General features: G+C 70.6%; 14 protein-coding genes. 9 read left to right on the forward strand and 5 right to left on the reverse strand.

The features are described from left to right. The first annotated feature begins 47 nt into the window (after window positions 1-47). From meaB to ACFOY2_RS15585, 5 genes are all read left to right on the forward strand, one after another. The gene (meaB, locus tag ACFOY2_RS15565; protein ID WP_379528719.1) at window positions 48-1,007 is read left to right on the forward strand and encodes a methylmalonyl Co-A mutase-associated GTPase MeaB; all 960 of its coding nucleotides are present in this window, start codon (window positions 48-50) and stop codon (window positions 1,005-1,007) included. Window positions 1,008-1,322: 315 nt separating this feature from the next. Continuing rightward, window positions 1,323-3,422: a CehA/McbA family metallohydrolase gene (locus ACFOY2_RS15570; protein ID WP_379528720.1), complete on the forward strand. Its 2,100-nt coding sequence runs from the start codon at window positions 1,323-1,325 to the stop codon at window positions 3,420-3,422. Window positions 3,423-3,427: 5 nt separating this feature from the next. Then, a complete protein-coding gene (locus tag ACFOY2_RS15575; RefSeq protein ID WP_379528721.1) occupies window positions 3,428-4,369 on the forward strand; it encodes an acyltransferase domain-containing protein in 942 nt (313 codons plus the stop codon). Window positions 4,370-4,416: 47 nt separating this feature from the next. Beyond that, entirely contained in the window at window positions 4,417-5,034 is a 618-nt protein-coding gene (locus ACFOY2_RS15580) for a TetR/AcrR family transcriptional regulator (RefSeq protein ID WP_379528722.1), read from the forward strand. Further along, window positions 5,031-6,101, forward strand: a complete 1,071-nt coding sequence (locus ACFOY2_RS15585; RefSeq protein ID WP_379528723.1) for an acyltransferase family protein — start codon at window positions 5,031-5,033, stop codon at window positions 6,099-6,101. The genes ACFOY2_RS15580 and ACFOY2_RS15585 overlap by 4 nt, the downstream gene beginning before the upstream one ends. A 34-nt stretch (window positions 6,102-6,135) precedes the next feature. Here the strand turns inward: ACFOY2_RS15585 and ACFOY2_RS15590 are convergent, their stop codons facing one another. Both ACFOY2_RS15590 and ACFOY2_RS15595 read right to left on the reverse strand, forming a co-directional pair. Beyond that, a complete protein-coding gene (locus ACFOY2_RS15590; RefSeq protein ID WP_379528724.1) occupies window positions 6,136-7,890 on the reverse strand; it encodes an AMP-dependent synthetase/ligase in 1,755 nt (584 codons plus the stop codon). 70 nt (window positions 7,891-7,960) lie between these two features. Further along, a complete protein-coding gene (locus tag ACFOY2_RS15595; RefSeq protein WP_379528725.1) occupies window positions 7,961-8,125 on the reverse strand; it encodes a hypothetical protein in 165 nt (54 codons plus the stop codon). A gap of 25 nt (window positions 8,126-8,150) precedes the next feature. Between ACFOY2_RS15595 and ACFOY2_RS15600 the strand changes: the two genes are divergently transcribed. From ACFOY2_RS15600 to ACFOY2_RS15610, 3 genes are all read left to right on the forward strand, one after another. Then, a complete protein-coding gene (locus ACFOY2_RS15600; protein WP_379528726.1) occupies window positions 8,151-8,672 on the forward strand; it encodes a CGNR zinc finger domain-containing protein in 522 nt (173 codons plus the stop codon). Window positions 8,673-9,037: 365 nt separating this feature from the next. After that, on the forward strand, window positions 9,038-10,711 hold the full coding sequence (locus ACFOY2_RS15605; protein WP_379528727.1) for an ABC-F family ATP-binding cassette domain-containing protein: 1,674 nt from the start codon (window positions 9,038-9,040) through the stop codon (window positions 10,709-10,711). A gap of 37 nt (window positions 10,712-10,748) precedes the next feature. Then, entirely contained in the window at window positions 10,749-11,738 is a 990-nt protein-coding gene (locus tag ACFOY2_RS15610) for a hypothetical protein (protein ID WP_379528728.1), read from the forward strand. Window positions 11,739-11,793: 55 nt separating this feature from the next. Here ACFOY2_RS15610 and ACFOY2_RS15615 read toward each other — a convergent pair whose 3' ends face one another. Together ACFOY2_RS15615 and ACFOY2_RS15620 are read right to left on the reverse strand one after the other, a co-directional pair. Beyond that, window positions 11,794-12,072 (reverse strand): TFIIB-type zinc ribbon-containing protein, encoded by a 279-nt coding sequence (locus ACFOY2_RS15615; protein WP_379528729.1) that lies wholly within the window; start codon window positions 12,070-12,072, stop codon window positions 11,794-11,796. Between the two features lie 58 nt (window positions 12,073-12,130). Then, the gene (locus tag ACFOY2_RS15620; RefSeq protein ID WP_379528730.1) at window positions 12,131-12,985 is read right to left on the reverse strand and encodes a phosphotransferase; all 855 of its coding nucleotides are present in this window, start codon (window positions 12,983-12,985) and stop codon (window positions 12,131-12,133) included. An 18-nt stretch (window positions 12,986-13,003) separates the two neighbouring features. Between ACFOY2_RS15620 and ACFOY2_RS15625 the strand changes: the two genes are divergently transcribed. Further along, window positions 13,004-13,891 carry a TIGR03619 family F420-dependent LLM class oxidoreductase gene (locus ACFOY2_RS15625; RefSeq protein ID WP_379528731.1) on the forward strand — a complete coding sequence of 296 codons (888 nt, stop codon included), beginning with the start codon at window positions 13,004-13,006 and terminating at the stop codon, window positions 13,889-13,891. On the opposite strand, the gene ACFOY2_RS15630 is transcribed toward ACFOY2_RS15625, so the two are convergent. Then, the gene (locus ACFOY2_RS15630; protein ID WP_379528732.1) at window positions 13,888-14,268 is read right to left on the reverse strand and encodes a VOC family protein; all 381 of its coding nucleotides are present in this window, start codon (window positions 14,266-14,268) and stop codon (window positions 13,888-13,890) included. The genes ACFOY2_RS15625 and ACFOY2_RS15630 overlap by 4 nt on opposite strands. Window positions 14,269-14,273 lie beyond the last annotated feature (5 nt).

Below are 14,273 nucleotides of genomic sequence, written 5' to 3' on the forward strand. Positions count from 1 at the left end.
CTTGTCAGAAGTTAGGCTGATCAACTGGGAAGAAAGGGGTATGCGGGGTGCATTCGCTGGAGAACTACGCCGACGGCGTACGGGCCGGGTCCCGTACGTGGATCGCCCGCGCGATCACCCTGGTCGAGTCGACCAGACCCGACCACATCGCGCTCGCACAGCGACTGCTCGTCGAACTGACCCCGCTCACCGGCCACGCGCGCCGGGTGGGGATCTCCGGTGTGCCCGGCGTGGGCAAGTCCACGTTCATCGACGCACTCGGGACGATGCTGACCGGGCAGGGCCACAAGGTGGCCGTACTGGCCGTGGACCCCTCCTCCAGCAGGACCGGCGGCAGCATCCTCGGCGACAAGACCCGCATGGCCCGCCTGGCCGCCGACCCGGCCGCCTTCATCCGCCCCTCGCCCACTTCCGGCACCCTCGGCGGTGTCACCAAGGCGACCAGGGAGGCCATGGTCGTCGTGGAGGCCGGCGGCTACGACGTGGTGCTGGTCGAGACCGTCGGCGTCGGGCAGTCGGAGACCGCCGTGGCCGACATGGTGGACACGTTCCTGCTGCTCACACTGGCCCGCACCGGCGACCAACTCCAGGGCATCAAGAAGGGCGTGCTGGAACTCGCCGACGTCATCGCCGTCAACAAGGCCGACGGGGAGTACGAACTGCCCGCCAGAAAGGCGGCCAGGGAACTGGCGGGGGCGCTGCGCATGCTCCGCTCCGACTCCGTCACCCCGCCCGTGCTCACCTGCAGCGGCCTCAGGGGCGATGGCCTGGACAAACTCTGGCGGCACGTCCTGGCCCACCAGGACTCCCTCGACCTCGCCGCCAAACGCCGACGCCAGCAGGTGGGCTGGACGTGGACCCTGGTCCACGACCGGCTCCTGACCGAACTCCGCAACGACCCGGAGGTGGCCGCCATCGCAGCGGAGGTGGAACGGAAGGTCCTGGCAGGCGAACTGACCCCCGCCCTGGCAGCCGACCAACTCCTGTCCGCCTTCAAACGCCCCTGACCCCGCTCCTCCGCCGTATTGAAAAGCTCCCATTCCTTACGGCAGGCCAACGGCACGCCGCCCACCGACCGTGGCTGGGGCCCATCCAGGGGAACGCTCCTCCGGTGTGCGGGGCCGGGCGCCGTGACGACCGGGTTCGGCCGCCCAAGTGGTGGTCGCGCGTGTTGGGTTGCCATCGAGGATGGTCTTCTTCATGCGGCGGGACAGTGGCTTCTCCCTGCGGAGGAAGTCTGCGTATCCGCGGCCGCCACGCGCGGGTTCCACGCGGTTGACGCGTGTCACGATGACGCGCAACCGGACGTGGGAGAGGCGCGAATGTGTGCGGAACCGATGCTGCCCGAGAAGGTCGCGGGCGCACTGGAGGAGTACGGCCGGCTGCTGAGCCGCCACGGCATCACCTGGGGCGAGCCGGAGATCCATTACGTCAAGTTCTTCGCCAGGCGCAGGGTGCTGAGGCCCGCGCTGTTCGACCGGTTCTGGGGGCTCGTCTTCGAGGCGGTCGCCCAGGAGTATCCGGGCACGCCGCACGACCAGCTCGCGGCCCGGCTGGCCGAGCCCGACTACGACCGGGTGCTGCGCGACACCTTGGACGGCGAGCTGCCGGGACATCTCGTCGCGGTGCGCGTCGGCCCTGACGGGGTGTCGCTCGAAGGCGCGCCGAGGATGGTGCTGCTGCCGTTCGGACAGAGCACGGAGAGTCAAGGTGCGGGCCGGGGTGGGGAGCGGGTGTCGCTGCTGTTCGATTCCTCGCGCGATGAGGACTGTGTGGCGGCGGTGGACGGGACCGAGCGGCGGATCGCGCCCTGCGGCGCGTGGCTGGTCGAGGCCGACCCCGGCAGCACGGTTGTCGTGGACGGCGCCCGCCTGCGCCTGGACGCGCTGCTGCGCCCCACCCCGGCGGCCAGGCTGCGCCTCGTGGCCGGGATGCCGTGCCGGTGGAGCGTGGTGGCGGACGACGGCAGCGGCTGGTTCCCGCAGGACACCCCCAACCGCTACGACTTCCACAACCGCCCCTACTTCCATGGCGACGACATCGTCCTGGACGTCCCCGCCGTGCCGCTGAAGGTCACGGTCACCAGGGGCATGGAGTACGAGGAGTCGTCCCTGGAGCTGACCCCGGCCCCCGGCGAGGAGCACCTGGTGAGCCTCACCCCTGAGCGCCTCTACGACGCGGCGGCGCGGGGCTGCTACGGAGGCGACATGCACGTGCACCTCAACTGGGCGGGCGACACGGTGGGGCTGCCCGCCGACGCGGCCGCCGCCCAGCTCGGCGAGGATCTGCACGTGCTCAACCTGCTGGCGGGCAACGTCTCGGGCAGGCGCGTCTACGACCGCGAGGCGCTGGAGGTCTGGGCGGACCGGGACCTGCCGTGGTCGGACGCCGCCCACGTGGCCAGGATGGGCGTGGAGTACCGCAACGACCTGCTCGGCCACATCTACGCGTTCGCGCTCAGGGCCGCGCCCGGCCGCTACCACACCGGTTTCGAGGGCGACGCCGACTGGCCGCCGAACGCCGACGGGCTGCGCGAGCTGCGCGGCCTCGGCGCGCTGGTCGGCTACAGCCACCCCTTCCGCACGCCGATCTCCGACGCCGACCCGCCGAAGGGCGTCGTGGGGCCGTCGCCGCGCAACTGCGCCGCCCGCGAACTGGTCGCCGACGCCGCGCTCGGGCTCGTGGACAGTCTCGACGTGCTCACCCACGCCTCGATCCCGTCCACGGCGGCGGTGTATCGGCACTTGATCGGCGCGGGCAACCGGCTGGCCGTGACGGCGGGCACGGACGCGATGATCTCCTTCACCCGTTCGGACAACCAGTCCAACCCGCCCGGCTGGGCCCGCGTCTACGCCAAGGTCGAGGGGGAGCTGACCGCCAGGACGTTCGCCGCGGCCGTGCGCGCGGGCCGGACGTTCGCCACCACCGGCCCCTGGCTGGAGCTGTCGGTGGACGGCCACGGCCCCGGCCATGTGATCCAGGCCCGCAGGGGTCAGCGCCTGACGGTCACGGCGAGCGCGGTCGGCCCCGAGGTCGCGGCGGTGCGCATCCGCACGGCCGACGGCGTGCGGGCCGGGGCCGAGCGGTTGTCGGCCGACTTCCGGCACTCGGGCGAGGAGACGCTCACGGTGACGACCGCCCTCGTGGTGGACGGGCCGACGTATGTGATGGCCGAGGTCCTGTGTGACCCGCATCCGCGCACCATGACCACCACCGGGTACGCCCTGACCAGCCCCGTCTACGTGGACGTGGACGGCAGGCACGTCGCCAGGCGGGAGGACGTGCTGTGGTGCCTGGAGTGGCTGGAAGAACTGGAGAAGCTGATCAAGCAGCACGGCCGCCTGGCCGGCCCGTATCAGCTCGGCGACCACCTGTCTCTGCTGGAGCGCGCCAGGACGGTCTACCGGGGGCGGCTAGGCTGAGCCGGATGGATGTCAAGGCTCTGTTGCGCGCCCACCCTGACTGGCTGGCGCACCTCGAATCCCTGGGCGGCTTCGACCTCGCCCTGCCCGGCGACCTGGTCTCGGAGCTGCTCAGGCTCGCGGTGCCGCATGAGGACGTCAACGCCGTTATCGCGGCCCGCCCCGAGCCGGGCGATCCGCGGTGGTGGCTGGCCGAGCGGTGCGCGCACTCGCTGGTGGCCACGATGGGCGTCGTCGACGGGCCGCCCCCGTTCCCGGTGCTGCCGGAGCTGGGGCCGTACTTCTATGTGTTCGTCTATCTGGCCGCGTTGCCGCACACCCGCGCCTACCACCGGCGGCTGGGCGTGCCCGAGGAGGTGTCCTGGGCGACGTTCGCCGACCTGGGGCGCAACATGGCCGTGCACCGCAAGCGGCACGGTACGGGAGGGCTGCACGCCCCCGACTGGTTCATGCTGCACGCCCGCGGGCTGCTGTTCGAGATGGGACGCCTGCAGTTCAACCGGGCCAAGCTGAACCGTCGGGTGGGGCAGGCCCTGGAGAGCGCGGGCCTGCCGGTGGGGCCCGGGTCGCCGGCTCTCGGCGTGCACGTGCCCGACTTCCGCGGCCCGATGACGCCGGCGGCGTGCGACGCGTCGTTCGAGCGGGCCAGGGAGTTCTTCCCGAGGCACTTCCCCGACGAGGACGTCCGCGTCGTGACGTGCGGGTCGTGGCTGCTGGACGAGCAGCTCGCCCGCTACCTGCCCGCCGAGTCCAACATCGTCGCCTTCCAGCGCCGTTTCCACCTGCTCGACCGGTATGACGGCAGCGACATGATGGCGTTCGTGTTCGGCGGGGACGCCGCCGACCTGGCGCGGCTGCCCCGCCGCACGCGTCTGGAGCGGGCCGTCGGCGACCATCTCGCGGCAGGCGGCACCTGGTACGGCCGGACCGGCTGGCTCCGCTTCTGACCGAGCCTCCTGACTACCCTTCTGTCCGGCTGTGCTAAATTTTGGCCATGCGGTCAGAAATTGGACCGAGCGGCAAGAAACGCTCGTTCATCGAGGAGGCCAGGCGCGCCCAGATCGTCGCGTCCGCCGTCGAGGTGATCGCCGAGGTGGGGTTCGCCCAGGCGTCCCTGCAGCGCATCGCCGCGCACGCGGGCATCAGCAAGGGCGTCATCTCCTACCACTTCGAGGGCAAGGAGAAGCTGATGGAGGAGGTGGTGGAGCGCACCTACGGCGCCATCACCGAGAACGTCGTGGCCAGGATGGAGGGCCTGACGACCGCCACCGAGCTGCTCAGGACGCACATCCTGGCCGTGGCCGAGCACATGCGCGGCCACCGCGCCCAGCTCAGGGCCCTGGGCGAGATCTTCGCCAACCTCCGGACCTCCGACGGGCGGCCGCGTTACGGCATCAAGGCCAACGAGGAGATCTACCGCGCGCTGGAGGAGATCTACCGGTTCGGCCAGCGGAGCGGGGAGTTCAGGGAGTTCGACCCCCGCGTCATGGCGATCACCCACTCCTCGGCCATCGACAACATGTTCGCCTACTGGGTGGCCACCCCCGACCACGACCTCGGCGCGCACGCCGAAGAACTGGCCGACCTGTTCGAAAGGGCCTGCAGAGCATGAAGACCGAGCCAAGAACCCGGCTCTACGCGATCGACAACCTGCGCATCGTGCTGACCGCGCTGGTCGTCGCCCACCACGTCGCCATCACCTACGGCAACATCCCCCTCTGGTTCTACACCGAGCCCGCCAAGGACGCCTCGGGCGGCCTGCTCGACCTCCTGGTCACCTTCAACCAGGCCTTCTTCATGGGCTTCTTCTTCCTCATCTCCGGCTTCTTCACCCCGGCCTCCTACGACCGCAAGGGCGTGAGCCCGTTCGTCCGCGACCGGCTCGTCCGGCTGGGCGTCCCGCTGCTCGTCTTCATCCTGCTGCTGCGCCCCATGGTCAACTTCTCGTCCCGCACCGACCCCGATCAGCCGTACTGGCAGTTCTACCTGGCCTCATGGGATCCGGGTCCCATGTGGTTCGCCGAGGTGCTGATCGTCTTCGCGCTGGTCTACGCGCTGTGGCGGGCCGTGAACAAGCCGCTCGACGAGCGGCCCGCCCCGCTCACGTTCGGGACCGTCGCGCTGTTCGTGGTGGCGCTGGCCGTCGTCACGTTCGCCTGGCGGCTCTTCGTCCCGACCGGTACCTACGTCCCCGTGATCGGGCTGCCGTCGCCGCAGTTCATGCCGCAGTACGTCAGCATGTTCGCGCTCGGCTGCGTGGCCTATCGGCGCCGCTGGTTCGAGACGCTGCCCGCCCGCGCCGGGCGGCTGGGCCTGATCGCGGCCGGTGTGTCGAGCGCGGTGCTGCTCCCGGCCATGGTCCTGACCGGCGGGATGTTGTCGCCGGCCGCCGGGGCCATGTGGGAGTCCGCCTTCGCGGTCAGCATGATCATCGGGCTGACGGTGCTCTTCCGCGAACGGTTCGGCGAGCAGGGGCCGCGCGGGAGATTCCTGGCCCAGCACGCCTTCACCGTCTACATCATCCACCCGCTCGTGCTGGTCGCGCTCGGCTACGGGCTGCGCTGGCTGGAGGCGGTCGCGATCGTCAAGTTCGCCGTCATGCTGGCCCTGGCACTGCCGCTGTGCTGGGCGCTGGCCTACCTGGTGCGCTCGATCCCGGGGGCCAGACGGGTGCTGTGAGCGTCGCGAGCGGCGCTGATCGGGTGACCACGGGTCATGCGTCGTAGAAGGCGTCGAGGACCTTGCCGTGGCGCTCCTCGACGGCCTTGCGCTTGATCTTGAGGCTGGGCGTCAGCTCGCCGCTCTCCACCGAGAAGTCCTCGGCCAGGATCGCGAACTTCTTGACCGTGGAGTAGCCGGCCAGATCCGCGTTGACCTGCTTGATCGCCTTGTCGACCTCCTCGAGCATGCGCGGGTGCTCGCGCAGCGACCCGGCGTCGGCGGGCAGGGACTCGGCCCGCGCCCACGGCCCGACCACGTCCATGTCGAGGGTGACCAGGGCGGTGACGTAGTTGCGCCGGTCGCCGTGGACGAACACGTGCGAGACGTAGGGGCAGGCCGCCTTGATCCTGCCCTCCAGGTAGGTGGGCGCGATGTACTTGCCGCCCGAGGTCTTGATCAGCTCCTTCTTGCGGTCGGTGATGGTCAGCCGCCCCGCGGAGTCGATCTCGCCGATGTCGCCCGTGCGCAGCCAGCCGTCCTCCAGCGCCTGCGCCGTCTCCTGCGGCAGTCCGTGGTAGCCGCGCATGATGCCCCGCCCGCCGATGAGGATCTCGCCGTCCTCGGCGATGCGGACCTCGGTGCCGGGAAGCGGCGGCCCGACCGTCCCGAACTTCACCGACTGCGGCAGGCTGAGGAAACTGCCCGCCGACGACTCCGTCAGCCCGTAGCCTTCGAGGATCGTCAGGCCCGCCCCGTCGAAGAACTCCGCGACGTCCTTCGACAGCGGGGCGGCGCCGGAGATGAAGTAGCGGATCCGGCCGCCGAAGCGGGCGCGCAGCTTGCTGAAGACGAGCCGGTCGGCCAGGGCGTACTCCAGGCGGGTGGTCAGCGGGATGGCCGCCTCGCGCTGGCGGGCCCTGCTGACCCTGATGCCGGTCTGCCGCGCCCAGTTGAAGATGCGCAGCTTGACGCCGCCCTCGCGCTGCTGGGTGGCCGCCACCGTGTTGTGGATCTTCTCGAAGATGCGCGGCGCGGCGGCCATGACGGTCGGCCGGAGCTCGCCGAGGTTGTCGGCGATCTTGTCCAGGCGGCCGTCGATCGCGGTCGGCACCCCGATCTCGATCATGACGACCTCCAGCAGCTTGCCGAACGAGTGCGACAACGGCAGCCACAGGAAGTGCAGGTCGGTCTCGGAGATGAGGTTCAGCTCGCGGACGGCGCGGGAGACGTAGAGCCAGTTGTCGTGGGTCAGCTCCACGCCCTTGGGACGGCCGGTGGTGCCCGAGGTGTAGATGAGGGTGGCCAGGTCGTTCTCGGTGATGGCGTCGACCATGGCGTCGTAGTCGCCGTCGCCGCCGAGGGAGTCGAGCGTGACGACCCAGCCGTCGTCGCCGGGGGAGCCCTCGATCACGACCACGCGGGTGACGCCGGGCAGCTCGTCCCGCACGGACCTGATCTTGGCGACCTGCTCGTCGTTCTCCGCGATGACGATCGTGCTGCCGGAGTCGCCGATGACGAACGCCGACTCCGCCGCCGTGTTGGACGGGTAGATCGTGGTCGTGGCCGCGCCCGTCGCCAGCACCGCCAGGTCGGCCAGGACCCATTCGAGCCGGGTCGAGCACAGGATCGACACGCGCGTGCCGGGGCCCGCGCCGAGCGCCGCCAGGCCCAGAGCCAGCTCGCGGACCCGCTCACCCACTTCCCGCCAGGTCATCGAGGTCCAGCCGTCCAGGGCCGGCGTGCGGTACGCCTCGGCGTCGGGAGTCGCCGCGATCCGGTCGCGCAGCAGGGAGGGAATGCTCGACATGCCTGACCTCCTGGAGGGTGTTGAGCCCGACTCTAGGACGACGGCGGCCGATCAGTCGATGTCCTGATCGTTATCGGGGCCGCATACCCGTCGGTGATGCGGTGGCCACCAGCCGTGACGTGCGCACCTCCCACGCGCCGCACGCGCAGCGCAGGTAGGAGACCAGTCCTTCCGAGGTGCGGTGTGAGGAGACGAGGGTCAGGGCGAAGGGGTCGTGGGGGTCTCTGGAATGCATGATTCCAACCTGATGTAATGGCCTTATGCATTTCAATGCTTACGGCGGCAACGGGGCGGCCCTCGCGGCGGCGTTGGTCAACGCGACCGACTTCAGCCCGGCCGCCGTGCGGGCGCTGCTGTCGGAGCACCGCCTGCTGCGTACCGGCGTCAACGCCGAGCAGGCCGAGGAGCTGCGCGACTGGGCCGGGCGGCTGGCCCCGGTCTTCGGCGAGCGCGACCAGGACCTGCAGATCAAGCTGATCAACGAGCTGCTCGACGTCTCCTCGTCCAAGCCGTACGTCAGCGCCCACGACGGCCGCGAGCCCCACCTGCACTTCTTCTCGGTGGAGGCCGACATCGTCTCCAGGGCGAAGGACACCACGGCGGGCGGGCTGGCCGTGGCCATGTCGTTCGCGGGCGGGAACCGCCTGGGCCGGTGCGACCGCGAGGGGTGCGCGACCGTCTACGTCGACACCTCGCGCAACGGCCGGCGCCGGTTCTGCTCCCTGGCCTGCGCGAACCGGGTCAACGTGGCGGCCCACCGGTCGCGGCGGCTTGCCAGCTGATCCGAGGGTCGCATACGCTGTGCGACGTCTTATCGCCGACCCACGGGGGCAGTTGACGTGAGGATCTGAGGTCGCGGGCACCGCGCGGTTCCGCCCTGTCGTGGGCGATGCGCGCACACCTGGACCCCGGCGACATCCTCAGAGCGGTTTGCGCCTGCCTCGTTTCGCACGTCACCACCACTTGCCTGTCGTCTCCACCCCGCCGCACGTCGGCGGGAGTGTCTTTGGAGAAGGGCCGGAGTGATGCCGGTACGGGGCTGACGTACGCAGCGGATTGGTTCGTTCAGAGGTCTCGCGTGTGGCGTGCATTCGCGGTGATTCCCGCCAAGTCACGAAATTTCGACTTTGGTGCTGGGAGCCGCTTCATGTCTTTTTCCATTGTCGTCGATCACGTGTCCTTCGGCTGGCCCGATGGAACCAAGGTGCTCGACGGCCTCGACGCCGCCTTCCCCGCCGGGCGTACCGGGCTCATCGGGGTCAACGGGTCAGGCAAGTCGACCCTGCTGAAGATCATCGCCGGGGAGCTCGTCCCGAGGTCCGGGTCCGTGTCGGTCTCGGGCGTGGTGGGCTACCTGCCGCAGAACGTGCCGCTCGGCGCGAGCCGTACCGTGTCCGACCTGCTGGAGATCAGCGCGACGCGGGCGGCGCTGCACGCCATCGAGGGCGGCGACGTGGCGGAGGAGCACTTCGCCGCCGTCGGCGACGACTGGGACGTCGAGGAGCGGGCGCGGGCCGAGCTCGACCGGCTCGGGCTCGACCACCTGGGGCTGGACCGCACGGTCGGCACACTGTCGGGCGGCGAGACCATCATGGTCGCGCTCGCCGCCCAGCTCCTCAAACGCCCCGACGTGCTGCTGCTCGACGAGCCGACCAACAACCTCGACCTGGACGCGCGGCAGCGGCTGTATGCCGCGGTCGCCGCCTGGCAGGGCGTGCTGGTGATCGTCAGCCACGACCGGACGCTGCTCGAACTCGTGGACCAGGTCGCCGAGCTGCGCGAGGGAGTCGTGCGCCTCTACGGAGGCAACCTGACCGCCTACGAGGAGCAGGTCGAGGCCGAACAGGAGACCGCCGCGCGCATGGTACGCGTCGCGGAGGGGGAGGTGCGGCGGCAGCAGCGCGAGCTCGTCGAGTCCAGGACCAGGACCGACCGCTCGTTGCGGTTCGGCAGGAAGGCGTTCGAGAACAAGAAGGTGCCGAAGATCGTGGCCAATGGTCTCAAACGCAAGGCCCAGGTGACGGCGGGCAAGCAGAAGGCGCTGCACCAGGAGCGGCTGGAGGACGCCCGCGAGCGGCTGACCGAGGCCGAGCGGGCAGTGCGGGACGACGCCGAGATCCGCATCCAGCTCCCCGGAACGGAGGTCCCCGCGGGCCGCACGGTCCTGACCCTCCCCCTCGCCCCGCCACCGGGCGCCAAGGTTTCGGTCACCCTTTCGGTCACTGTTTCGGACACCGAAGACACCGAGGACACCGGGGATGCAGAGAACACCGGGGACGAGGACACCGGCCGGCGGATCGTGCTGGAGACGCTGGTCGTGCGCGGGCCCGAGCGGATCGCGCTGCTCGGCCCCAACGGCTCCGGCAAGACCACCCTGCTCAAGCGGATCGTCGAGCACGGCGCCCACGTCCCCGTCCGCTACCTGCCACAGCGGCTCGACCTGCTCGACGACGGCATGAGCGTGGTGGACAACGTCCGCGCCGTGGCCCCGTCCGCCTCGGTGAACGAGGTGCGCGCCCGCCTGGCGCGCTTCCTGTTCAGGGGCGAACGGGTCAACCAGGCCGTCGGCACGCTGTCGGGAGGTGAACGTTTCCGCGCCACCCTGGCCGCGCTGCTGTCGGCGGAGCCGCCGCCGCAGCTCCTCCTGCTCGACGAGCCGACGAACAACCTGGACATGGCCAGCGTCCGCCAGCTCGCCCAGGCGCTGTCGGCGTATCGGGGAGCGCTCATCGTGGCCAGTCACGACCTGCCGTTCCTGGAGACGATCGGCATCACCCGCCGCTTGCGACAGGATCGGGATGAGGGACTGACCGAAACGTAATTGACGGCCGGGGATCAACCGGACGATAGTGTGGCAGGTGGCTGCACCACGGTTGATCTCCTGCGTTCTGGCAGTGGCGACGTTGACGATCGGCGGATGTTCCTCGGCCTTACCCTCACCGACCGGCGGCGAATCGAAGGTCAGCGGCGTCGCCGGCGGCAAGGGCGGCGTCCCGTCCGGGGGCGCCGCGCCCGGCAACAGTGACCCGAGCCCCGGCCCGAGCGCGCTGACCCCAGAGGCGTACAAGAGCGAACTCGACGGCCGGCACAAGGCGATGGCGGGCGCGATCGACGCCCTGGCGGGCGCGCGCTCGGTCAAGGCGCTCGACCAGCGCGTCGGCAAGGCGGAGGAGGACCTGAGCGAGGCCGCCGACGCCCTGGCCGCGCTCACCCCGCCCGACGCCGTCCGCACCCAGCACGACGCGTACGTGACGAGCCTGCGCGACTTCGTCTCCGAGCTGGGCACCACCTCGGGCAAGGTCGGCTCCAGAGACCTGTGCACGTCCTCGGCCGTGCTCACCGACATCGACGACCAGCTCGAAGCGCTCGACAAGGCGGGCGAAGCCCTGCAGAGCGCCGGCGACTACCCGGCCGATGTCGTGGACGTGAAGGCCGGCGGCAAGCAGAGCAGGCGGCTGAAGAACGGCTCGTTCATCCGCAAGGGCACGCTCAACGGCCGAGGCTCCCTGGAAGTGGACAACGGCAGCACCCGCGACGCCGTGATCACCGTCGTCAAGGGCGGCAGCAAGGCGTTCAGCATCTACGTGCGCAAGAAGGCGAAGTTCAAGGTCCGGGGCGTGCGCGACGGCAACTACAAGATCTACTTCACGCACGGCGTGGACTGGGACGGCAAGAACCGGGCGTTCACCCGCGACTGCAGCTTCGAGCGCTTCCAGAAGACGGTGACGTTCAAGACGACGTTCACCGCCACGCAGATCCGCTGGCACGACTGGCGCATCACGCTGCACGCGATCTCGGGCGGCAACGCCCGCACCTCGCCCGTGGACCCCGACGACTTCCCCGGCTGAACCCCCATCGACGGGGAAAGGGCCGGGCACCCGCCGGTGCGCGGCCCTTTTGCCATCAGGTCGAGAACAGCATGCCGACCCAGCTGCGCTGGCCACGGTGGTGGCCGTGGTGGCCGTAGTGGCCGCCGCCGTGGTGCGGGGCGGGGGCGCCCCAGGCGGGGCCGGCGGCGGGCGGCGGAGGCGGGGGAGCCGCGTGGTACTGCGTCTCCATCCGGCTCAGCGTTTCGAGCTCGCCGTAGTCGAGAAAGATCCCCCGGCAGTTGTCGCACTGCTCGATGTGGACGCCGTTGCGCTCATAGGTCCGCATGTTCCCGCGGCACTTGGGACACTGCATCTAAGTCGCTCTCCTTGATCCGAGGTCTCAGTGTGGAAACCTACCGCGCGCAACCCCGTCACGCTCGGACGATTCTGTTGCACGATTCGATTAACGATAGTTCGACCTCGTCCAGTTCCCGGCTCTCACGTTCGGCGTTGAGGACGGCCACGGCGGCCAGTTGAACGGTCAGGGCCCTGGCCGGTATGTCGAGCCGCTGCCACGGGTCGCGGCCCTGGCCCAGCGCCGGCCCTCCCGAGGCCAGATACGCCCCCAGGAACCGCTCCCAGACGGCCGGATCGAGCAGCCCCGCGGCATACCAGGCGGCGGGTCTGGCCAGGTCCCATGCCGGGTCGCCGACCCCGAGATCGTCCACGTCGATGAGCAGCCAGCCGTCGCGGTCGACGAGCTGGCCGAGGTGCCAGTCGCCGTGCGTGAGCAGGGCGGGCAGCGGCGGGGAATCGGGCAGCTCCTTGAACGTCCGCCTGACGAGCTGCTCGACGGGCCCGTCGCCGCTCATCCTGGCCACCGCCCTGGCGGCCCGCGCCGGCCCGCCCGCGGCCGGCAGCTCTGGCAGGCCGGTCAGCGGGACGGCGTGCAGCCGGGCCAGCAGCCGCGCCCCCTCCTCCCACGGAGCCGAGTCGGGGTCGTCCTGCGCGACGGGACGGCCCGCCGGCCACACCGTCACGGCCCGGCCCAGGGCCGTCAGCACCCGCTCCTCCAGCGGGGCCAGCATCACGCCGCGCACGGCGGCCGAGGCGGTGGCCCGCAGCCTGGGGCGCAGCGACTCGGCGTCGTCGCGCGCCGAGTGGGCCTTGACCACGACGTCGCCCCTGCGTAATACGACGACGTCGGTGCGCGTCGGGTGCAGGACGGGCTCTCCCGCGCCACCGTAGGACAGGGCTATCCCCGCCAGCTCTTCCTCCAGACCCACTCGTCCAGACTAGAGGGCATGAGAGTCGGTTTCGCAGTACCCGTGTCAGGGCCGTGGGCCACGCCGGAGAACATGCGCCGCATCGCCACCCGCGCGGAGGCGCTCGGCTACCACGAGTTGTGGACGTTCCAGCGGCTGCTGTATCCGGTGGGCCACCCCATGGGCCCCACCTACCGCAGCGTTCACGACCCGCTCATCACGCTGGCCCACCTGTCGGCCGTGACCTCCCGCGTCAGGCTGGGCGTGGCGGTGCTCAACGCGTACGTGCAGCCGGTGCCGCTGGCCAAGCAGCTCGCCACGCTGCAGACCCTGTCCGGCGGCCGGCTGTCGGCCGGGATCGGGCTGGGCTGGCTGCCCGAGGAGTTCGAGGCGACCGGCGTGAGCATGGAGCGGCGCGGGCGCAGGGCAGAGGAGTTCGTCGGGCTGCTGCGCGAGGCGTGGAGCGACGACCCCGTCGCGCACGACGGCGAGTTCTACCGGGTGCCGCCCGCCCACATCGACCCCAAGCCGGTGCCCGCGCCGCCGCCGATCCTGCTCGGCGGCACCGCCGAGGCCGCGCTGCGCCGCGCCGCCCGGCTCGGCGACGGATGGGTCAGCTCCAGCAGGGAGGACCTGTCGGCCATGGCCGGGCGGGTGGCGCTGATCACCTCGGAGCTGGCCGAGGCAGGCCGCGACGCCTCGGCGTTCCGCTTCGTCTGCCGCGGCGCCACCAAGGTCAGGGACGCGGCCGGCGACGCCCCGCTGACGGGCCCGTACGACAAGATCAGGCGTGACGTGGACGACCTGGCCGCCGCCGGCGTCACCGACGTCTTCCACGACCTGAACTTCGACCCGGAGATCGCCTCCGGCGAGGCCGAGGAGTCGATGCGCAGGGCCGAGGAGGCGCTGGAGGCGCTGGCCCCCTAGAAACCGCCGTACGGAACCGTGATGATCTCCAGGTTGTGACCATTGGGGTCGGACCAGTAGACGCCGCGGCCGCCGTCGTTGGTGTTGATCCGGTCGGGCTCCTGATGGAACGGATCGGCCCAGTACGTCAGGCCGCGGCTCTTGATCCGTCCGAGGATCTCGTCGAACTCCTCCTCGCCGACGAGGAACGCGTAATGCTGCGGATGCACTGTCTCGCCCGCCTGGACGACGTCGAGTGACACGCCGTTACCGAGCGAGACCACGCGGAACGGGCCGTAGACCGGCGCCGGCTCCAGGCCGAGCACGTCGACCAGGAAGGCGGCGGTCCCGTCTCTGTCCTTGGCTTCCACGATCGTGTGGTTCAGATGCACGGACATACTTC

The sequence above is a fragment of the Nonomuraea purpurea genome (assembly GCF_042650645.1).
In the GTDB taxonomy this organism is placed as follows: Bacteria; Actinomycetota; Actinomycetes; order Streptosporangiales; family Streptosporangiaceae; genus Nonomuraea; species Nonomuraea purpurea.